18 protein-coding genes are annotated in these 20537 nt (G+C 43.1%); 12 read left to right on the plus strand and 6 right to left on the minus strand.

The features are described from left to right. The first annotated feature begins 213 nt into the window (after positions 1-213). From QNM16_RS01335 to QNM16_RS01365, 7 genes are all read left to right on the plus strand, one after another. Positions 214-837, plus strand: coding sequence for a LysE family translocator (locus QNM16_RS01335; protein ID WP_284018801.1), 624 nt, complete (start codon positions 214-216; stop codon positions 835-837). Beyond that, positions 834-1307 carry a macro domain-containing protein gene (locus QNM16_RS01340; RefSeq protein WP_284018802.1) on the plus strand — a complete coding sequence of 158 codons (474 nt, stop codon included), beginning with the start codon at positions 834-836 and terminating at the stop codon, positions 1305-1307. Before QNM16_RS01335 ends, QNM16_RS01340 begins: the two co-directional genes overlap by 4 nt. A 122-nt stretch (positions 1308-1429) precedes the next feature. Next, the gene (locus QNM16_RS01345) at positions 1430-2104 is read left to right on the plus strand and encodes a response regulator (RefSeq protein WP_284018803.1); all 675 of its coding nucleotides are present in this window, start codon (positions 1430-1432) and stop codon (positions 2102-2104) included. After that, positions 2101-3546: a two-component system sensor histidine kinase CreC gene (gene creC, locus QNM16_RS01350; RefSeq protein ID WP_284018804.1), complete on the plus strand. Its 1446-nt coding sequence runs from the start codon at positions 2101-2103 to the stop codon at positions 3544-3546. Before QNM16_RS01345 ends, creC begins: the two co-directional genes overlap by 4 nt. Positions 3547-3617: 71 nt before the next feature. Beyond that, on the plus strand, positions 3618-4967 hold the full coding sequence (gene creD, locus QNM16_RS01355) for a cell envelope integrity protein CreD (protein WP_284018805.1): 1350 nt from the start codon (positions 3618-3620) through the stop codon (positions 4965-4967). Between the two features lie 59 nt (positions 4968-5026). Then, entirely contained in the window at positions 5027-5707 is a 681-nt protein-coding gene (locus QNM16_RS01360; protein ID WP_284018806.1) for a LysE family translocator, read from the plus strand. Between the two features lie 19 nt (positions 5708-5726). Next, positions 5727-6230 (plus strand): GNAT family N-acetyltransferase, encoded by a 504-nt coding sequence (locus tag QNM16_RS01365; RefSeq protein ID WP_284018807.1) that lies wholly within the window; start codon positions 5727-5729, stop codon positions 6228-6230. Between the two features lie 79 nt (positions 6231-6309). Here the strand turns inward: QNM16_RS01365 and QNM16_RS01370 are convergent, their stop codons facing one another. Together QNM16_RS01370 and QNM16_RS01375 are read right to left on the minus strand one after the other, a co-directional pair. Beyond that, positions 6310-6996: a tRNA (adenine(22)-N(1))-methyltransferase gene (locus QNM16_RS01370; protein WP_284018808.1), complete on the minus strand. Its 687-nt coding sequence runs from the start codon at positions 6994-6996 to the stop codon at positions 6310-6312. Then, the gene (locus QNM16_RS01375; RefSeq protein ID WP_284018809.1) at positions 6997-7602 is read right to left on the minus strand and encodes a TetR/AcrR family transcriptional regulator; all 606 of its coding nucleotides are present in this window, start codon (positions 7600-7602) and stop codon (positions 6997-6999) included. 192 nt (positions 7603-7794) lie between these two features. On the opposite strand from QNM16_RS01375, the gene QNM16_RS01380 reads away from it, so the two are divergent. The 3 genes from QNM16_RS01380 (at position 7795) to QNM16_RS01390 (ending at position 9706) form a co-directional block, all read left to right on the plus strand. After that, on the plus strand, positions 7795-8835 hold the full coding sequence (locus QNM16_RS01380) for an MBL fold metallo-hydrolase (protein WP_284019882.1): 1041 nt from the start codon (positions 7795-7797) through the stop codon (positions 8833-8835). 60 nt (positions 8836-8895) lie between these two features. Further along, a complete protein-coding gene (locus QNM16_RS01385) occupies positions 8896-9258 on the plus strand; it encodes a nuclear transport factor 2 family protein (protein WP_284018810.1) in 363 nt (120 codons plus the stop codon). A gap of 82 nt (positions 9259-9340) precedes the next feature. Beyond that, on the plus strand, positions 9341-9706 hold the full coding sequence (locus QNM16_RS01390; RefSeq protein WP_284018811.1) for a hypothetical protein: 366 nt from the start codon (positions 9341-9343) through the stop codon (positions 9704-9706). Between the two features lie 17 nt (positions 9707-9723). Here QNM16_RS01390 and QNM16_RS01395 read toward each other — a convergent pair whose 3' ends face one another. Next, entirely contained in the window at positions 9724-10569 is an 846-nt protein-coding gene (locus QNM16_RS01395) for an ADP-ribosylglycohydrolase family protein (protein WP_284018812.1), read from the minus strand. Between the two features lie 28 nt (positions 10570-10597). Continuing rightward, a complete protein-coding gene (locus tag QNM16_RS01400; protein ID WP_284018813.1) occupies positions 10598-10927 on the minus strand; it encodes a hypothetical protein in 330 nt (109 codons plus the stop codon). A 271-nt stretch (positions 10928-11198) separates the two neighbouring features. On the opposite strand from QNM16_RS01400, the gene QNM16_RS01405 reads away from it, so the two are divergent. Beyond that, positions 11199-12119, plus strand: a complete 921-nt coding sequence (locus QNM16_RS01405; RefSeq protein ID WP_284018814.1) for a glycerophosphodiester phosphodiesterase family protein — start codon at positions 11199-11201, stop codon at positions 12117-12119. A gap of 169 nt (positions 12120-12288) precedes the next feature. Continuing rightward, positions 12289-13032, plus strand: a complete 744-nt coding sequence (locus QNM16_RS01410) for a hypothetical protein (RefSeq protein ID WP_284018815.1) — start codon at positions 12289-12291, stop codon at positions 13030-13032. 56 nt (positions 13033-13088) lie between these two features. Here the strand turns inward: QNM16_RS01410 and QNM16_RS01415 are convergent, their stop codons facing one another. After that, positions 13089-14879, minus strand: a complete 1791-nt coding sequence (locus QNM16_RS01415) for a sulfite reductase subunit alpha (protein WP_284018816.1) — start codon at positions 14877-14879, stop codon at positions 13089-13091. Between the two features lie 13 nt (positions 14880-14892). After that, positions 14893-20322: a glutamate synthase-related protein gene (locus tag QNM16_RS01420; protein ID WP_284018817.1), complete on the minus strand. Its 5430-nt coding sequence runs from the start codon at positions 20320-20322 to the stop codon at positions 14893-14895. Positions 20323-20537 lie beyond the last annotated feature (215 nt).

Below are 20537 nucleotides of genomic sequence, written 5' to 3' on the forward strand. Positions count from 1 at the left end.
CAGTATTAATTACTATACTCACACTTAACTCTAGTCTAAGGCCTGTAGAATAGTAGGGCTGTATAAAATGTTTGGAATAAAAAATTCCTTGAAAGTGGTTTTTGGGGACACTAATCGCTAAAGGTTGTCTTTTTTATATACAAACTTTGAACTAGTGTGTATGAATACTAGGTAAATAGGCAAAGTTGGTATTAACGAAGGGAATTAAAGAAGATGGAATACATCATCGCAGTGGCATTATTCGCCATTTCTACCTCAATTACACCTGGACCAAATAATATTATGGTGATGGCCAGTGGGGTAAATTTTGGTGTAAAAAAGACCTTGCCTCTGCTAGCCGGTATTTGTGTGGGCTTTAGCGTCATGCTGATGGTGGTAGGGCTTGGGTTCGGTCAGATCTTTACGCTTTTCCCGAGTCTTCATTTCATCATCAAGTGTGTTGGTGTGCTTTATCTGTTGTACTTGGCATTGCTAATAGCCCGCAGCGCGGCTGGTGACATGGAACATAAAGCGCAAAGGCCAATGACATTTATCAATGGCGCTTTATTTCAATGGGTGAACGCTAAGGCATGGGTCGTTGCAACAGGCGCCATTGCTGCTTTTACAACAGTGGGGGAAGGGTATCTGGTGCAAAATATCACCATTGCAGTGGTTTTTTTGGTGGCTGCATTTCCCTGTGTTGGCAGTTGGCTGTTATGTGGCACAGCGCTAAAGCGCGTGTTCACCCAAGGTAAAGCAAGGCAAACGTTTAATTATGCCATGGCAGGGTTGCTAGTATTATCGGTGGAGCCTGTGATTGTTGAAGTAGTTACGCAATTGGAGAAGCGCGTTTTATGAGTGTTGAAGTCACCGTGATACATGGCGATTTGTTGGAGCAAAAAGTGGATGCGATTGTAAATAGTTGGAATCGCAATATCATTCCTTGGTGGTTATTGCTTCCGCAAGGCGTCTCTGGGGCGATTAAGCGAAAAGCTGGGACTGTGCCTTTCAAAGAGGTTGCAAAATTTGGCGCCATCCCCCTTGGTGAAGCTAGGCTGACCTCTGCGGGCGGCTTGGATTATAAAGGTATTATTCATGTTGCCGGCATTAATTTATGTTGGTTTGCGACACAATATTCAGTGACACAGTCTGTGAAAAGTGCAATCGCACTTGCAGAGCAGCAAGGCTACAAGCACATTGCGATGCCTTTGATTGGCGCCGGATCTGGTAATCGTTCTACAAGATGGTCTTACCAATGTATTATGAATACACTTGAGCAGTTAGATAGTTCCGTTGCTGTGAAGCTGGTGAAATTTACCGACACTTGATTTGGATTACAGGCGTAACATCTGGTTTTTAATGTGTTTTTTGTAGTTTATCATTTTACTCTCACCTATACTGTGCGCTTTAAACTCTAAGCATATTGATAGCCTGTTACAGTGGAGGCCTTTTGAATATTGTCATCATAGAAGATGAGCCTGCTATTGCGGATACATTAACACATGTACTTGAAATGGATGGTTTTAATGTCGTCTGGTTCAATACTGCGGGGGCAGGCCTTGCTCACTTACAAACTAACCAGTCTGACTTATTAATTCTAGATGTAGGCTTGCCAGATGGTAACGGCTTTGAATTATGTAAACAGATCCGTGAGTTTTCGGCACTGCCCATTATATTCTTGACGGCCCGCGCTGACGAAATTGATCGGGTTGTAGGATTAGAGATTGGAGCCGATGATTATGTCACTAAGCCATTTAGCCCAAGAGAGATGCTCGCTCGAGTAAAGCTCAGACTCAAGCCTCGTCAAACATCATTGCCTGCAGCAGAAAAGAAGTTATCCAGCGGCTTAGTATCTGAAAACTTCGATTTTTATAAAAATGGTGTTGGACTTGGTTTAACTGCGCTGGAGTTTAAGGTGTTGGATGCATTGGTGCAGTCGTCACCGCGTATATTGAGCCGTCAACAATTGATGGATTTTGCCCACATGCCAGCAGAAGAGGCTTATGAGCGTAATGTAGACTCTCATATCAAAGCCATTCGCAACAAGCTTAAAGCAGTTGATATGAGCGAACATCTCAAAACCAAGCGTGGGTTTGGGTATTACTTCGAATACTCGGGGTCATGATGCAGCGATGGCCTAAAATCCCGCTTGGGATCAGATTATTTGTGCTCTATTTCGTTATCGTGATCATGACGACTTACTTTGTTAGCTCGACACTTATCAAAGAAATTAAGCCAACAGTTAGACAGACCACAGAAGAAACCTTGGTAGATATGGCGAATTTGCTCGCGGTACTGGTTGCGGATGATTTGGCAAATGACGCATTGCAAAACAGTAAGATAGCCGATTTACTCCAGCAGTTTGGCAATCGTAGTGTAGATGCGGCGATTTGGGGAGTTGATAAAAAGTCGATGACCCATCGTATTTATGTTACTGACAGTAATGGGATAGTCGTTGCGGACTCATGGCAACAAGATATTGGTAGCGACTTTTCTCGGTGGAATGATGTGTACCTGACTTTGCGAGGTGAATACGGCGCGCGTTCAACTGCCACCGACCCCAATGACCCACTTTCAACGGTGATGCATGTGGCTGCTCCGGTTATCCATCAGGGTAAAACCATTGGCAGCTTGACAGTTGCTAAGGCAAATCGCTCTGTTCAACCATTTATAGACTTGTCTAAGCAGCGAGTTTTTCATTGGCTCGGGATAATGAGTGTGATGGTGTTGCTGGTTGGCGCTGTAGTGGCTTGGCGGATCAACTCAGCACTGAAAAAACTGTCTGTCTACGCTTATAAAATGGGACAGGGCGAAAAGGCGAGCAAGCCGACATTTAGAGTATTTTACGAATATGCCCAGCTCAGTGATGCCCTCTCGGTCATGCGAAACCAGCTAGATGGCAAAGATTATGTCGCCACGTATGTTGAAACCTTAACTCACGAGCTCAAGAGCCCGCTGTCAGGGATTAAGGGGGCCAGTGAATTACTCCAAATGCCGCTTGAAGAGGACAAGCGACAAAGATTTGCAAGTAACATTGAGCGCGAGTCTGCGCGCATGCAATCTTTAATTGATAAATTACTGGTGTTGGCGAAGCTTGAAAAGCAACCTGAACTTGAGCAAACCAGTGATATTCAAAGTCGTGATTTGGTCAATTATGTTGCAGATATATTGAGCATTAAATTTGAACAAAAATCAGTGCAATATCAATTTGATGACAGTCAAAATATTGCCCTTGTAGGGGATGAGTTTTTACTGCGCCAAGCGTTATTGAATCTGTTTGATAATGCGTTAGATTTTATTGTCGAGGGCGGCGAGCTCAGAGTGTGCATAGAGCAGCGAGACAAGCATTGCTGCTTTGTAATTTTTAACCAAGGCGAACAAATTCCTGAATATGCATTACCTCGCTTAACAGAGCGGTTTTATTCACTGCCAAGAGCCAATGGCAATAAAAGCACGGGGCTTGGGCTGAATTTTGTTGAGCAAGTGGCCAAATTACACTTTGGCTATTTAAATGTTCGCAATCAGCCAGAGGGCGTTGAAGTCACACTTGCGATTAAAACTCCATAAACACTCCATATTAACTCCACAGAGACACCAAACGAGATTGATACAGTGTTGGTAAACCTGAGGAGTTAATTATGAATAATCAAAATAAAGAAAAAATCGGAATTAAATTTGTCACGCTGATTGGGGTGATAATTTTTCTGATGATCCCCATCATGTTCATTGCCGATTTAATTGATGAACGAAGTTCAATACAGCAACAAGTGCAACAAGAAATTGCCAAAAGCAGCAGTGACGAGCAACGTCTGATTGGCCCGTTTTTATACATAGAGTACGAGCGTGAAGTAACGCGTAATCAGGAAACCAAAACCATTAAAAACAAAGCATTTGTCCTACCTGATACACTGAAGATCCATGCAAAATTAGATACGTTTGAGAAGTATCGCAGCATTTATAAGGCCACTTTATACCGCTCCATTAATACCATCTCCGGTGAATTTTCAGTGGCGCACCTCAATGATCTTGAAGCAGACAAGGTGCTGTCAGTAAATTTGGTGTTTGGCATTCAAGATATTCGCGGTATAGGCCTTGATTCGGTGCTTAAAGTAGCGAACAAAGAAGTAGACATGTTACCGGGCACCTTGTTGACCAGCATCAAAGAGGGAGTTCATGCGCCAATTGCTGTCTCTGCGTTATCACAAGAAACATTGGCTTTCTCCGCTGATTTACATTTGCAAGGCATGATGCGTCTTGCTGTATCGCCGCTTGGTAGTGAAACACACGTAAGCATGTCAGCAAACTGGCCTCACCCTAGTTTTGAAGGAGAGTATTTACCACTGAGTTCAGACATCAGTGACGAAGCTTTTACAGCGCGTTGGCAAGCTAGTTATTTTTCTACCAACATGCAAAGCATATTTACCAGTTGCGTGATGCGTAATGAATGTACAGAGCTTATGAACCGTACCATGGGCGTTGCCCTTGTTGACCCAGTTGATCATTATTTAAAAAGCCATCGTGCTATTAATTATGCACTTTTGGTCATTTTACTTGTAATGGCAAGCTTCTTTTTACTCGAATTGGTGCGCTCAGAGCCTATCCACCCTGTGCAATACGGTTTTGTTGGGTTCACCTTGGCCATTTTTTACTTGTTACTGATCTCTCTGAGTGAACATCTAGGTTTTGGCTTTGCGTATGTAATCTCTACATTGAGTGCAACAGGTTTGCTTGGCTGGTATGTAGCTGGAGTATTAAACAGTGCCAAATTAGGTGTTTACTTTAGCCTTGGCTTGACGATGTTATACAGCCTGCTGTATGGCATGTTAGGGGCAGAGGACTATGCACTCCTTATGGGCAGCTTAATGTGCTTTATAGTCTTGTCTTTGGTGATGATTTTAACTCGCAAAGTGAACTGGTATGGCTCGGCTCAGCAATCCGTCAGTAAGACTACATGTGAAACCGATCATGGGCAGGGTTCTAAGACTTAACTCTGTACATAAAATATAAAAATCAATCATTAAGACGTATTTATTTAAAGGGAGTACGTGTGGCAAACTTGTCGGTTTTTGCAGTAATAACGATGGAGATTGTATTTATGCTAGAGCTCTCGATTTTGCCACTTTTTGTGATGACCTGTTTAATACTCGCAGTGTCACCTGGGCCCGATCTGGTCCTCATTTCTGCTTACTCGTCTGGGCAAGGTGTATTAGCAGGAGTCAGAATATCCATTGGTATTTTTGTCGCAGGTATTGTACAAACCCTCGCGGTTGCCATAGGGCTTGGTCAGTTAATGCAGCAGTTTCCTCCTTTGATCGTGATTATAAAAATGCTAGGTGCGCTTTATTTGGCATGGCTCGGTGTGACTATGCTGCGCACATGGTGGGTGAATAATCAACAACATGAAAACGTAGTACAAACCCCGAGCCTATCGTCTAGTAATCTGGTTTTAAAAGGGTTTTTAAACAATTTGATGAATCCAAAAGCCATCTTATTTTTTAGTGTTTTCTTAGTGCAATTTACCAATGATGCGCAGCCAATGAGTATGCAGATCATCACTTTAGGCGTGTTGTTATGTATGATTGTATTACTGGTTAACTTTGTTTTTTCATTTATTTTCAGTAAGGTAGCAAAGGTATTTGCAAGAAGAATTAACATCAGCCAACATTTTGATGGCATTTTAGGTGCGCTGTTTTTGGCGTTAGCAGCAAGATTAGCGCTGTCAAAATAACATCACAACGGGATATGCAATGACAACAATTGAAACCTTGGACACTGAGCGGCTTAGGCTAGTTGCGCCAAATGAAGCGTGCTTAGATGCCTATTTGCAGTTTTATACCGATGGTAGTGCATCAAAAATGTACGGCGGGCCGATTGAGCCAGCAAAAGTGCTCGCTAGACTTAAAGCCGACCTGGGATGTTGGGCTTTATATGGTTTTGGGGTGTGGGCTGTACAAGAGAAAGAAACTGGCCACTATATTGGCACATGTGGTTTTTGGCGCGGATACAATTGGCCAACGGAGCTCACTTGGTGGTTACTGCCAGCGGGGCGAGGCAAAGGCTATGCCCTTGAAGCGTCTAAAGCGGCGATTAAATATGCTTATGATGTATTGAAGTTTACACACGTTCAAACTTACATGAACGATGACAATACAGTCGCTCGGGCACTGGTTGAACGTTTAGGAGGCGTTAAAACGGACAGACAATGTTTTCCCGATGGTTTATATCGCGATATTTTTACGATTGAAAAATAATAAGAATATTCCACTTTTGAGAAGGGCCGGTGGTTGCAATCAAACCACCGGTCATTTCGCCAGTGCTGCAAGCTATGCACTAGTTTCTGGGCGTGACCTTCACACCTTCATATGCTGCAATGATATCTGACACGTCATTGTCACCGCGATTAATGCGTTGATAGTGAGCGATGGTTTTATTTAAATATGCTTTTGCATTGGCAGAGGATTGCGCATCACTATATTGCCAAATCGCTTCACCTACAGACGAGATTGAGCGTGTTGTAGCTGAAAGGTCATTAGTGACTTTCAGTATTTCGTAATAGCGTTTATTTTCGCTAATTAATGTCTCATTAATCAGATTCAAATTGAGGTGATTAAGCGCTTGTCTCAAGGTATAAAGGTGATGGACAGGGCAAAGCAAAAAATCGATGTCAGAACTTGGATTATTGGCGAGTATATTTCTGATAAATCGACCACATAGGTCACCGCCAACACCAGCAATAATGACAAGGTGCTTTCCTGATTTTCCTTCAAGCGGGAGCTCTGAAACATCCATACAGTGGGTTTGCCATTGAGATTGCTTGTCAGCGTAAAACTGTGGGAGTTTAGTGTCTAAGGCTTCCATTAAATGCGGGACAATATCAACAAAATGCACCGTCGCATCAAGGTTTTTATCAAGTAGGTTTGCACCCAAGAAGCCATGATCACAACAGCAATCCCAAATATGTGTGTACTGGTTGTCTACAAGCTGACTAATTTCAGCAAGTCGTTTACCTAACTTCATTTATCGCTCACTGTTAACTTGATAGCGGGCTAAAAACATATCGACGGTTTCTTCAATGACCTTGTCTTGGGTGATGTGAGCATCAAGCTCAAATCCATACAAGCGAGGGTAAAAAATAAAGGACTTTAACTGAAAGACAAACTGCTTGGCTGCGAAAGTAATATCATCTACTTCTAGTTGCTTTGCGGTGATTGCGTGGTCAATAAAGGTTTCGAAATAGCGCATACAGCCCACTTTGGTGTTATTCAAGTGTGCAGCCATATCTGGATTTTGCAACAGCTCTAAAAATGCCACCCGTGCGATGCGTAAAAAGGGGGCTGAGGTTAACATGTCTGCTTCTGATTTTGCGATGTCGATAAGCTGATCGCGCATAGGTTTGTCATTCGTATAAACAAGCTCTTGGTCTTGAGTGACTTGGCTGAGCATGTTTTCAATCACGGCGTAAAGTAACGCTTCTTTGCTATCAAAGTGGTTATATACAGTGCGTTTAGAAACTTCTGCGGTTTGGGCAACCAAATCCATGCTGGTTTGTTGTGCACCGTGCTCAGCAAATAAATGTTCTGCTGCACGAATGATTTGCAAGCGTTTTTTCTCTGATAGCTTCATCAATTAACTCCTCACTTTGATGGGGCTAGTGTAGCTGAAATCAAAAAAACTTGCACTGTGTAGTTTACTTTTATTCTTCCATGTGAAAAACTGCACCGTGTAGTTTACTTTTTGTGGTGGCGTATGAAAGCTAGATATAAAGTGTCTTTTGTAGCAGCAGTATTATTTGGATTAACGGTTGGAGGATGTTCTATGGTGTCAAATTTAGACGCGCAAGTGAATGAAGCGGGTTATCGCTCAACTCAATTTAACGAAGGTAAGTTTCACAACACCAACGAAACACAACCGCCAAGTTTAAGTAAAACGCTGGGTATTTTTTGGCGCTTTATGACGGAATCAAAAGTATCGCCTGTGCCGAGCAAGCCATTACCCATGGTGCAGCAGACGCCATCCATGTTGGCACAGCTGCCGGACACACAAGTACATATGATCAAATTAGGTCACTCATCTATTTTGCTTAAAGTGTATGGTAAATATTGGTTGTTAGATCCGGTGTTCTCTAAACGCGCATCGCCATTTAGTTTTGCAGGGCCTGAGCGCTTTCAAGAAACGCCTATCTCTCTCGAAGACTTACCGCCTATTGAGCGCATTTTAATTTCTCATAATCACTACGATCATTTAGACAAAGACAGCGTGTTGGCTTTGATAGACAAAACTCAGGAAATTTTTGTTCCACTTGGCGTGGAAGGGGATCTTGCTCAGTGGGGAGTGAATAAAGCCAAGATTAAAGTATTTGACTGGTGGCAGGAGCATGTTGACAGTGAGAGCTTGGTCGCATTCGTACCGACACAGCATTTTTCTGGCAGGGGACTGGGCGATGGGAATAAAACGTTGTGGGGCTCATGGGTAATAAAAGCGGGTGAGCAAAGTCTTTATTTTAGTGGGGATTCTGGTTATTTCGATGGCTTTAAAGACATAGGTCGACGCTACGGACCATTTAATTATACTTTTATTGAAACCGGTGCTTATGACAAGGATTGGGCTGATATCCATATGACTCCCGAACAAAGTGTTCAAGCACATATTGATTTGAATGCAGAGGTCATGCTGCCTATTCATAATGGTACGTTCGATTTGGCTTTTCATGCTTGGTATGAACCGTTAGAGCGAGTGTCCAAAGCTGCGCAACAGCATCAAGTGACAATCAACACCCCCATTGTCGGTGAGGTACTCACTGCGGGGCAGTCGCATAATAATGCCTTTTGGTGGAAATCTTTCATGTCTAACGGTTAACACTAGACATTTGTTTGTATAGTATACCGGTCCAAGTTAATAATAATTTGGACCTGCTTTATGCATACAGAAATAGAACAAGCCACCATTGCCATCGTCGACCGTCAACTTGAAGCCTATAACAATCAAGACATTGACGCCTTTGCAGCGACGTACAGCGATGACGTAGAAATTTACCAATCACAAACTTTGGTGTTTAAAGGTAAAGATGCTTTGATTGAACGCTATGGAAAAAAATTCGCTAGCCTAAGCTATTTGCACGCAACTTCGTTAAAGCGCATTGTCCATGAGCACTTCTTGATTGATCATGAGTTGGCCGAATCTTCGACATTACCAAGCAAAGAGGTAGACAACAGTATTAAAGTGATCGCAGCTTACGAAGTGCAAGATGGTCTTATTTGCAAAGTGACATTTATGGGTTAATGATTTAGATAGTCTGTAGCGTTTACATGGCTTTTGATATTGATTATTATTATCAATATCAAAAGCCAAGATACGTTGGGTTATGGACTTTCATCAGGTGATTGCCAAAGATGCGTTTGAGCAAGCATATCAGTCTGCCAGTGCTGAATTTGCAGTAAAGGCAATGATACTCAAGCATAGCCCTGCCAATATTGATAACCTCACAGATTACATTGAGGCTGGACGCAAATTTATCTCAGTGTGTTTAAGTGGTCACGATCCGTTACATACTGCACAATTACGTATGTGGTTTAGACGTAATCTGGTGTTAAATTCAAGCAGGGGTTCTGCAAATTTAAAGTTTAAACATATTTGCCGTGCAGAACTTAAGCGCTTAGATAAGCACTTAAAAGTCGTTTTTTCACATTATGGCAGCAATATTACCCCCTTGTTACCGCAAGTGAGGTAATTATAGAGGGCAATGGGTTATTTGAGCTTACTAGCAGCTTCTTGCAAGTCAGAAGAGAGCTTTATTAAATAGTCTTTACCGTATTGTTTGTTTTCAAGTTCTTCGTACAAAAACGCAGGTAGGTCATTGACATATTCTTCACTTAAACTGGCGATACCCAATGCACAAGCCGCAACAGTATCCACATCACCACCAAATGCCACTGATTTGATTAAAAGCTCAGAGTAGCTTTCTGCATTCAATAAAACTGTCAGCAATGCATTGATGGTCTCATACCCGCAGCACGCGACCTCTTTTTGCCACTGACAGTCCCATTGGATTTCGGTGTGAGACTGGACAAATTCAGCAAGTTGCTGTTTAGACCCTATTTGGTAATAAAAGTAGTGACTTGCTAGCGCAACAGCTTGAGATGAATTTATACCAATGGTGGTATCATGGGTGAGCTTGGCTTGTAATTTGGCGTTGTTAAGCACATCTTCAATGTTTGGAAATAATCCAATGGGGACTGAGCGCATTGCTGCACCATTTGCTTTGCTGTTGGGCTTAATTTGGGCTAAAAAGTCTTCAGCTGAATTAATTGAGTCTAAAAATGCATAAAAGCCCTTGGAGTAGCCAAGGCGCTGGTCTCGTTTAAAGCACTCCACAAATTTTTGTGTGATGGTGTATTCATCCCAAGGCGCTGAGCTTACTATCAATTCTGCGAGCGCTATCGACATTTGCGTGTCATCAGTGTAGTGACCAGGCGCGATGCCGAGTCCATGCTCATGATAAGCTGTTAAATTATTAAAACTTGCAACCTTCTCTTTGCTCGCAAATTCAAAACCAGCTCCGTAAGCATCGCCAATAGCTATTTCAAGTAGCATGTAGTACTCCTAATTTTTTATTTATTTTTTAACTTTCAACTTTGGTCATGATGAATTGATTATGTTCTTCACGAAATAAGTAGAAAGTGAATGTATTACTGCGCTTGATTGACCCTGAGCTAAAAATCATAAAAGTCAGTGGAGAGTGTGTTAAATAGCGATATTCAAATGGCGACCCCCACTTGTCCAATGGCACGCTATTGAGCAGCTCGGGGTGAAGTTCAGTCAGTGTTTTTAAAGAGTGCAAATCGGCCAAACTGTTGCCTGATTTCGTGTGGTAAATAGCGAGTGCATCGGAGACTTTTAACACATTAGAACCGTCTTTGTCGGTTTGATTGCTAAATATGTGAGTAATCATTAGTAACAGCAAAATGAGTATAATCAAGGTGCTATACATTGTGTTTCTTTGTATTGTCATTTTTATAGGAAACAGTCTAAGTAATAAGCGCGGCAAATATGCTGTTAAGTAAAATCCAGTAATATCATTTAGATGAATAAAAATAAAGCAAATGACGATATTTTTCAGTAGTAATCAATGAACATGGTGATTAGATGAGAGACCAGATAATTCCTTAAGACTATTAATTTTGCTAAAATGCGAGACTTAAAGGTTTATTTTTGAGGAACTCATGAAACACTGGGCTGTACGTTTATCCGTTTTAATACTCATTATTTTAGCTGCAAGACAACCTGACCTTGAGCTACAAAATCCTGGAAAGGTTATTTCTTACAAAGGATTAGTACAACCAACCGATTATAGAGGTGTGACTAACGAAACTTGCACTGCAAACAGGTTGACGTCTGTTGAACATCCATTTATCGAAAATACGCTCCCTGCAATTGAGAAAGCATTTGAATTAGGCGCAGATACAGTGCACCTGAACGTTCATGCAACAGCAGATAAAGAGCTGGCAATTTTTCATGACTGGACCCTTGATTGCCGCACCAATGGCGAAGGGGTGACCTCAAAGAAAACCATGGAATATTTAAAAACTTTAGATGCAGGATATGGTTATAGCGTAGGTGAAGAGGAAATATACCCACTTAGAGACAAAGGGGTTGGCCTCATTCCTTCATTAACTGAAGTGCTTGCACAGTTCCCAGAAAAATCGTTTTTACTTAATGTGAAAACCGCAGGCCCAGAGTCGATGGAAGTATTAACGAGTCATTTAAATAAGCTGACTTCTGAGCAGCGCAGCCGTATTAGCTTTATGGGTATTCAAAGTATATCAGAGGAGATTGTTGAGCAATTTCCAGACCAAATGACGTACTCTAAAGAAGTGGGTAAACGCTGCCTTGTAAAGTACATTTTTATTGGTTGGTCACGTTATTACCCAGGTTCTTGTAGCAATACAACCCTCGTTATTCCAGAGCAGTTTGGAAAGATTTTATGGGGATGGCCTGAGCAATTTGCAGCCCGAGCTCAGCAAAATGGCAGTGAAGTATACCTTTATCAAACAAAACAGCCTTATTCATCGAGCAGTGATTTAAGAGAACAGGGAATCGGTCTGTTTACTGCTGATATGTTTGGCTTGTCTAGTAAAAACTGAGACTAAATAATCACCTTTAATTTATGGTGTTAAATTAATATTTTTATTTTAAAAAGTAGGAATATTATAATATTTATATTGGTGTTATTTTTGTTTTTGATGCCTTTTGAGTCATTTTATTTGTGCTATAGTCGTTGTGATTTTTTAACTATACATAAAAGGAATATGTATGAAACTCAGAAAAACACTTTCGGCTATTGCTTTACTTTTATCTGCATCTGGCGCTTATGCGCAAGAGTATGTTGGCGGTTTAAGTATTGATACAGCGAGCCTAGTATGGTCTTCAAGTAACAGTTACAGCAGTGGTCAGGTGGTTAGAGAGGGCAGCTCTGGAGATTTGTATCTAGCGAAGGTTAGTATTAATGCGAATGACAGTAATTTATCTCCTAGTGGCGATTCGCGTTGGGTACTGTTGCTAAAAGGAGATGTTCACGCCGGTGATACAATTAAAGTGCCCGGGTCAGGCAAAACGATATTTGTAACTAGCCAAGAGTATAGTGGCTTCAATGTTTATGGTAATGGTAAAGCAGACGAGTATTGTCAGACTGCTGCGGACGCTTCGCCAAATGTACCAAGTGGTGTATATACTGCGTGGAATATTTCAAATGCGGCTTCTCCGATTGATACTTCTGCAGCGTATTATTTACTAGATGGCACTAAAGTTGTAAATCAAGGAAGTGATTTAAAGTTATATAGATCTATTCTTCATCCAATTAACCTTGATGAGTCTTTGAGTCAAGTTAGTGCGAGTGTATGGACTGAAGCTGATTCTGTTTGGACTTGTAGGCCAGGACCTGGTGAAGCTCCACCGAGTATCATGGGTGATTCTTCAAGATCAGATAGATACTGGGCTGCGGGATCCAGCTCAAAAATGTGTTTCAATAAAGCGAGACTTTACTGCGTTCAAAAATAAAGAAGTGACGTATTGAGAGGTTGCTTAGCAACCTCTTCGCATTGATTTATCAAACCTTAGTACACGTCTCGCACATAACGTTTTTGTTTTTTAAGGCTTGCGACATAGGCCTGAGCTTCTGCTTCATCAAAACTACCGTGCTTGGCAATGACATCATGCAAGGCCTTATCGACGTCTTTGGCCATTCTGAATGCATCACCACACACATAAAAATAAGCACCACGTTCTAACCAGCTAAAGAGCTCTGCGCCTTGCTCTTGCATTTTGTCTTGTACATAGACTTTTTGCGGCTGGTCTCGAGAGAATGCTAAATCTAAACGAGTAAGCAATCCGCTTTGCTGCATTTGTTCTAGCTCCTCTTGGTATAAAAAGTCACATGATTTTTGTCTATCGCCAAAAAACAACCAGTTGTCACCAGAGGCTTCAGTGGCCGCGCGTTCTTCTAAAAAGCCCCTAAATGGCGCAATACCGGTTCCCGGGCCGACCATGATGATCGGCGCTGAGTGATTTTCGGGTACTGAAAAGTGCTTATTTGGTGCAAAGTAGCATTTCACTTTATCACCGGGCTTACAGACGTCGGCCAAAAAGGTGGAACAGACTCCATTATGGGCGCGGTTTTCTTGCTCATAACGGACGCTGGCAATGGTTAAATGCACTTGATTTTCATGTTTTTTGATACTCGATGAGATTGAATAAGCTCTTGGCGCAAGTGGTTTAGATAAACGGATAAAGTCGCTTGCGGTGAATGCATTGGGCGCATATTTTCTAAGTAGATCAACACAATCTAGACCCCAGATAAAATCATTTAAGGCTTGAGCATCTTCTTCTAGTTTAGCGATAAATTGAGCATCACCACTACGAGCAGCCACTTCAGCGACAAACTCTTTGCTGGGTAATCTGATCTCTAAATGTTCACTAAAAATAGTTTGCAGTGCCAGCGTATGGCCATCGTGCTGCTCTTGCTGCTCAGGGCGCGCCCCAAGTAATGCGATTAATTCTTCAACCAAATCTGCACGATTAACAGAGATCAAATTAATGGCATCCCCTGCGTCATACACTTCCTTTGAATCAAGTAACGAAAACTCGTAGTGGCATGTCTCTTTACCAGAGCCCGGCTTATTCAGTGTATACGCGTTGACCAATTCGGCTTCAAATGGGTTGTCTCGTGTGAATTTGGGTTTGGCTTTTTTAGTGGCCACAGGCGCACTAGTGGGAATAACTTCACTTTGCCCGTTACTGCCTTTTTGTGCAATGGTTGGTAAGGTTTCAGCAATCCACTCTTGCGCGGGCGACTCAAAGGCCACATCGCAATCGACTCTGTCTGCGATGCGCGTTGCGCCAAGCGCTTCAAGACGCTCATCCCATTGAATACCTGCAAGGCAAAAATCATCGTAATTAGTATCACCAAGAGCCAGCACAGAGAAATAGGTTTTATCGAAGCGAGGCGCTGTGTCACTAGAGATATCATCCCACAGTGCCTGCGCGTTATCAGGCATCTCGCCTTCGCCATACGTACTGGTAATAACCAGTAGCCGTTCAGCTTGGCTGAGCTGAGTAAGGTCAGCATCATCCATATCTAGTACTACAGGAGAAAGACCGTGATTTTTGGCTATTTCAGCTGCTTCTTCGGCAACGCCCTCGGCGTTCCCTGTTTGAGAACCATAAATAATGGTGATGGGTTTAACCTGCTGTTGCGGCGCGCTGGTGGTTGATACATGCTCTTCTTTGACCAGTAAACGTGTATGCAGACCTGCTAAAAAGCCGCCCAGCCACTGTCTTTGATCGTCGTTAAAAGGGATATCCTGTGGTAAAAACGGGACTTTTTTGTTGCTTTTAATGTGTTCCATAATCTTCTCCTACTTACGCAGCGTGCCTGACGGCTTCTGAAAGTACATGGCAATAATGTGTGGCGAGTAATTCATTTAAACTGCGATATTCAAGCAAGGCTTGTTGCGCCGCTTTGTCTCTGTGAATGATCCACACACTTGTCCCTATCGCTGGTGAGTCACAAACCTCTCTAAGAGAGAGGGCATCTTTGTAATCTTGCACACGTTTTTGCGCCAGTAAGCAACTAAGTGCTTGGTCGTCATAACTGGCAATCGCTTCTTTTGCGTCTTTAGCTAATGCATCGATAAGCTTGTGGTCTAAAGTGTCAAACAAGTAGTGTGCATTGACCTCTGTATAACCTTGCGCATGTTGCTTTTGCACAAGCTGGTCAGCTCTATGCAAAATGCCAGCGCTGCTGATATAGCGATAAACAAGATCTGTGTCGCAGTCCCCATAGTCGGGGTGTTCACCATCAAATAAGCTGATATTGGAGCTGTGATAGTCTTGATAAGCATGCTTTATCGTTTTCACCGATTTTTCAGCCCAGCCTTGTGATAACTCTTCCAACATGGCACGTCTATTGAGCGTTTGCACAATGCGATCCGCACAGTGATACTGGAACAACGCATTCGGGATAAGCACATAAAAGTGCTGTTTGGCTGTTTGCCAGTCATCTAAAAGCGCCTGAACTTTTTGGGAGCGTGTTGCTGTGACATGGTCAGTTAAATGCTGCAATATCGCTTGCTCTTGCCCTTTGCAAAGCGCATTGTCTTCTCCTAGGCGCAAAGCAGTGACTGAATCTTGGGAGCAGAGTTCACTTATTCGTCCGGACGGATCGTATTGATAAGCTGTACCGCCACTCATGCCGTTACCAAAGCCTTTGCCATATGCGCCAATATTCACAATGGCACCATTGGTCATATACTCGCAGCAAAAATCGCCAACGCCTTCAATCACAGCAACAGCGCCTGAGTTCCTAACGCCAAACCTATCACCTGCTTGTCCGTTAACGTAAAGCTGTCCGCCAGTCGCACCAAATAAAGCAAAGTTCCCTATGAGGACATTTTCTTCTATAGAGTTATCACCACTGGTAATGACGATTTGTCCGCCACTAGCGCCTTTTCCGACACCATCATTACAAGTTCCTATATGTTGCAGCAATATCCCCGAGTTATTAAAAGCACCATAGCTTTGGCCCGCGGAACCTGTGGTATGTAATTTAATGCTATTTGGCTTGAGCGTTTTACGACCATTTTCAAGGCGCATTATGGCGGGGTGGTTTTCAATGTCAGTATCAGATAAGCGATAATTCAAAATACGCTCAATATCAATAGCCAATTGACCACCTACTGTCTTGTTACAATTGTTGAGCTTGACAGGTTCACTTTCAAACTGGGTGAGCTTAGTGTTAAGAAAATCACTTTCTAATTGCTGCAGCCAAGCACTGTCGATGTCAAAGTTAGATTCTAAATAAATTGGTATAGTAATCTTTATTTCTTGGGCTGGCTTCAACATTGCTGTCATATCCAGCTTACCGACCATGGCTGGGTGAGATACTAAATGCAAAAGGTCTGAGCGTCCTCGAACTTCAGCTAGAGAGCGATAACCAATGCTGGCTAAAATTTCGCGGACTTCGTGAGCCACATTCATAAAATACTGTGCAAGCGCTCTTGGGTCGCCTCGATACACCTCAGGATTTGTGGTCAATCCAGCAGGGCATTTTAAATTACAGTTTTTGGCCATCACACATTTGAGCATCATCAATGCGGTGGTACCAAATTCAAAGGAATCCCCTCCAAGCATCGCTGATTTAACGACGTCACTGCCAGTTTGGTGTGCATTAGAGCAGCGAAGCGTTATTTTTTCGCGCAGACCGTTTTCTGCCAGCGCTTGATGCACTTCTGCAATGCCGATGTCGGCAGCGCGCCCCGTGTGCTTTAAACTGGTTACTTGCGCAGCCCCCGTACCACCTGTATTCCCCGCGACATTGATAACATCTGCGCCAGCCTTGGCGACACCTACAGCAATAGTACCAATTCCTTCAGAAGACACTAGCTTAACAATCACGCGTACGCGCGCGGCTTTTGCATCATGAATTAACTGGCCTAAGTCTTCGATTGAATAGGTATCATGATGCGGTGGAGGAGAGACGAGTTCGACGCCTGGCGTACCCCCTCTCGCTGCGGCGATAACTACGTTCACTTTTGGCGCGGGTAATTGTCCGCCTTCGCCTGGTTTTGCACCTTGGCCAATTTTGATTTCGATTTCCTGTAGTGCAGGATCGGCAAGGTAGCCAGTCCAAACACCGAAGCGTCCTGAGGCAAACTGCTTAATTTTACTGGCTTTGACCGTATTGTAGCGGCGAGAGTTTTCACCGCCTTCACCTGAGTTACTCATCGCACCTGCGATATTAGTACCTTGCGCAACAGCCTCGTGGGCCTTTTCGACCAAGGCGCCATGACTCATTGCGCCAGAGGCGAATGTTGCCGTAATCTCATGAGCGGGTTGCACATCAGTGAGAGAAATTTCATCTGCGCCGCTCACTAATTTGCTACACAACTTATCAAGCGTAGAGTTAGTCCGCGTTTCAATGAGAATTTTTTCATTGGCTGGCAGAATTTCATACACTTCTGCTTTGAATAGTTGATTGAGTGCCTCAGCCAGATAGTTGTTGGTATCTGGATTATTGGCGCTGTGGCTCAATAGCCATTTGTGCTGTGCGATAGGTTCAACATTTAACCCTCTCACATGTACTTGGAAGGAGCCTGAAATCTCAATCAGCTTGAGCGCATCAATGAAGGCTTGCGTGCTGTTGAGTTGGGTAAAGTCTAAGGGCAGGGCGAGCACGTCTCGCAGCGCTGCTGGCCGGTGATGACGTTCAACCAGTAAGTTGTGGCTAAACTCCCTGTAAGCTTGTGTTATCTTAAATTGAGCGATTTGCTCAGGCGTTCTGGCTTCGAAGCCTAAGTCTTTGTAACCATCGTCCTCAGGCAAGATCACGCCAGTGTCTGTGGACTCCAGCTGTGATTCATCAATATATTGAATTTTCTCTTCCGTCATATTGATGTATTCACGTACGGCAGTTGTACCAAAGCTGTGACCGGCTCCTTGTGCACGCTCTTTGAATAAACCGAGCACAGGTATTTGATCTTCAGCTTGTACTTCGAATACTTTTTTATGCCAACTTACGGCACTTTCTACGAGGTCTTTAAAGCGCGCTCCGCCAACTGGTGAGTGAACATTCGGGAAAATGGCTTTGAGCAATGGGTCATGAGTGTCTATGAAGTTGGCTTCAAAAAATTCACCGCCAATGTAGCTCTCAACGGTACATAAACCGAATTTACCCATGGTTTTCATCAAGGCTTTTTCTGCGGCTTTTTGATACCGAGCGAGTGCATCGAGTACCGCTTGTTCATTTTCGAATAGTTCAACAGCACGATTGTAGACAGTAATAGGGCACACCGCGGATGCACCAAACCCAAGTAGGCAAGCAAGGTCATGGGTACTGGCGGCTTGACCAGTATGGCAGACTAAACTGGTATTAAAACGCAGCCCCTCAGCGATTAGCTTTTGGTTAATGGTCGCAACGGCTAACAGTGCCGGAATAGCTGCCTGCTGATGAGTAACCGCTTGGTCACTCAAGATGATAATATCGCAGCCGTCTTGAGCTAATTGCTCGGCGCGACAAGCCAGAGTTTTGAGTGCATCAAGTAATTGCTGTTGATGGTCTGAATGCTCTGGGTCAACATTAAACAGCATAGGTAAAGTGCTCACCTTGAGTGCCGTTTGGGCACTGATCTTCGCCAAATCTTGAGGTTTTAAGAGTGGAGAATTGAGCACAATTTGGCGATGACTTGTTGGGCTAATATTGGGCTTTGCTCCTAATGCTACACGTAAAGTCATGCCATCGACTTCGCGAATGCTGTCTAGCGGCGGGTTAGTCACTTGTGCAAAACGCTGACTGAAGTAACGTGATACTCCCCCTTCTTCACGAGTAAGTACGTTAGGCGCGAGGCCATAACCCATTGCTGATATTTTTTCCGAGCCATCTTGCAACATGGGGTCAAGCATAAACTTAAAGCTTTCTTGGTTCATGCTATACGCAACATGTTGTGCTGCTATATTGAGCTGAGTATTATGAGTGACATCGCTTTGATTAACGGTGGGTAGTTCTGCCAGTGTGAGCCTTGCTTTATTTAACATCGCTGCGTAATCGTGTTCAGCTGCGAGTTCTTCCATGATTTGTGCGGTGAGTTTTATCTCTTTTTTTTGATGGTCAAAGACAATCATGCCGCCAGCTTCAATACGGCCTCTGCGAATAATCTCCTCATCGGGAAAGTCAATTTGTCCAGCTTCACTCATTACTGCAAGATAGTCATGGGTTTCAACGCTGCGAAGCGGCCTCAACCCGAGTCTATCCAATCGTGCCCCAACTTTAACGCCGTCGCCAAAAATAAAGGCTGCGGGGCCGTCGTTTTTCTCTTCATATAATGAAAAGTACTCTAGCATTGCGCGAACGGGATTAGATAAGCTCTCATCGTTTTCCCAAGCTGGTGGCATCATAGCCAGCGCAGCCACATCAATTGGCATATCGTCTTCGATAACTCGTCTTGCAAGGGTTTGGTCAAGCCTTGCCGAGTCAGATTGACCAGCAGGGAATATCAAACGCTTGTTTTTATATTTAGCAATGGCGTTTTCACTGAGTCTATTTTTCCTGTCGGTATTTAACTCTCCATTGTGTGCCATACGTCTAAATGGTTGAGCAAACATGGGGTTAGGCGCAGTATTGGTTGAAAATCGAGTATGGAAAAATAACGTGTGAACCTGCTGTTCCGGATCGCTGAGGTCTTTGAAATAGGGGATCACTTCCCAGCTATTTAATCGACCCTTTAATACTTGCGTTTGTGAGCTCATTGAGAGCGGATATAAACCGCGAAGGTGCTCTGAGGTAAATGCATGCAGCTCAATCTCTTCTAGTGCTTGGTGTATTAACGACTCAAAGACGGGTTGGCTGTTGATATGAACGGGTCTTGAAAAAACAAGTTGCTTTATAGCTAACTGTGCTTTTTGACTTTCAGGGTTGAGTACAGAGCTGTCTGTTGCTACATCTCGTGTTGTTATAACCTCTAGATTATGTTCAGTTAGAACACGGCTGATCAATGACAATGCATCTTCACGATTGGTACTGTCATTGGGCAGAAAAAAGTTAGCGACGCCAAATGCACCTAATTCTAGATGTGGTTGTTTGGTCACTTTTCTAAAAAATGTGAGAGATAAATCAATATTTACACCAGCGCCATCGCCAATTCCTTCGGCATTCATACCACCTCTATGTGGGATCATACATAGTGCCTGATGTGCGTGTTGGATAAGTTGATGTGTTTTTAAGCTCTGCTTGTGAGTAATAAAGCCGACACCACAACTAGACTTATCGAGGTCTTTATCAAATAAATATCGTTTCATAGTGTACCCAATTCAGTAAAACGGGTGTGCTCATCTTGGTCATTAACTTTGAAAACGAGCTACACATTTTTTAAGCAGGCTTTCCAAGCTACTTCTTTGTGAATTTATATGCAAATGATAAATATTTGTATTCTCTTGTTGGTGGGGGTTTTTGTTGTTTTTGCACGGGTTTTTTAAAGGTTTTTATGTGTAAGTTACTAAATGGTTAGTGTTTT

The sequence above is a fragment of the Pseudoalteromonas umbrosa genome (genome assembly GCF_030125375.1).
GTDB lineage: Bacteria > Pseudomonadota > Gammaproteobacteria > Enterobacterales > Alteromonadaceae > Pseudoalteromonas > Pseudoalteromonas umbrosa.

Excerpts from the sequence above, each read along its gene's own strand:
- QNM16_RS01335 (WP_284018801.1), top strand. The coding sequence starts at position 214 with ATGGAATACATCATCGCAGTGGCATTATTCGCCATTTCTACCTCAATT.
- QNM16_RS01340 (WP_284018802.1), top strand. The coding sequence starts at position 834 with ATGAGTGTTGAAGTCACCGTGATACATGGCGATTTGTTGGAGCAAAAA.
- creC (WP_284018804.1), top strand. The coding sequence starts at position 2,101 with ATGATGCAGCGATGGCCTAAAATCCCGCTTGGGATCAGATTATTTGTG.
- creD (WP_284018805.1), top strand. The coding sequence starts at position 3,618 with ATGAATAATCAAAATAAAGAAAAAATCGGAATTAAATTTGTCACGCTG.
- QNM16_RS01365 (WP_284018807.1), top strand. The coding sequence starts at position 5,727 with ATGACAACAATTGAAACCTTGGACACTGAGCGGCTTAGGCTAGTTGCG.
- QNM16_RS01370 (WP_284018808.1), bottom strand. The coding sequence starts at position 6,996 with ATGAAGTTAGGTAAACGACTTGCTGAAATTAGTCAGCTTGTAGACAAC.
- QNM16_RS01375 (WP_284018809.1), bottom strand. The coding sequence starts at position 7,602 with ATGAAGCTATCAGAGAAAAAACGCTTGCAAATCATTCGTGCAGCAGAA.
- QNM16_RS01380 (WP_284019882.1), top strand. The coding sequence starts at position 7,795 with ATGGTGTCAAATTTAGACGCGCAAGTGAATGAAGCGGGTTATCGCTCA.
- QNM16_RS01385 (WP_284018810.1), top strand. The coding sequence starts at position 8,896 with ATGCATACAGAAATAGAACAAGCCACCATTGCCATCGTCGACCGTCAA.
- QNM16_RS01390 (WP_284018811.1), top strand. The coding sequence starts at position 9,341 with ATGGACTTTCATCAGGTGATTGCCAAAGATGCGTTTGAGCAAGCATAT.
- QNM16_RS01395 (WP_284018812.1), bottom strand. The coding sequence starts at position 10,569 with ATGCTACTTGAAATAGCTATTGGCGATGCTTACGGAGCTGGTTTTGAA.
- QNM16_RS01400 (WP_284018813.1), bottom strand. The coding sequence starts at position 10,927 with ATGATTACTCACATATTTAGCAATCAAACCGACAAAGACGGTTCTAAT.
- QNM16_RS01405 (WP_284018814.1), top strand. The coding sequence starts at position 11,199 with ATGAAACACTGGGCTGTACGTTTATCCGTTTTAATACTCATTATTTTA.
- QNM16_RS01410 (WP_284018815.1), top strand. The coding sequence starts at position 12,289 with ATGAAACTCAGAAAAACACTTTCGGCTATTGCTTTACTTTTATCTGCA.
- QNM16_RS01415 (WP_284018816.1), bottom strand. The coding sequence starts at position 14,879 with ATGGAACACATTAAAAGCAACAAAAAAGTCCCGTTTTTACCACAGGAT.
- QNM16_RS01420 (WP_284018817.1), bottom strand. The coding sequence starts at position 20,322 with ATGAAACGATATTTATTTGATAAAGACCTCGATAAGTCTAGTTGTGGT.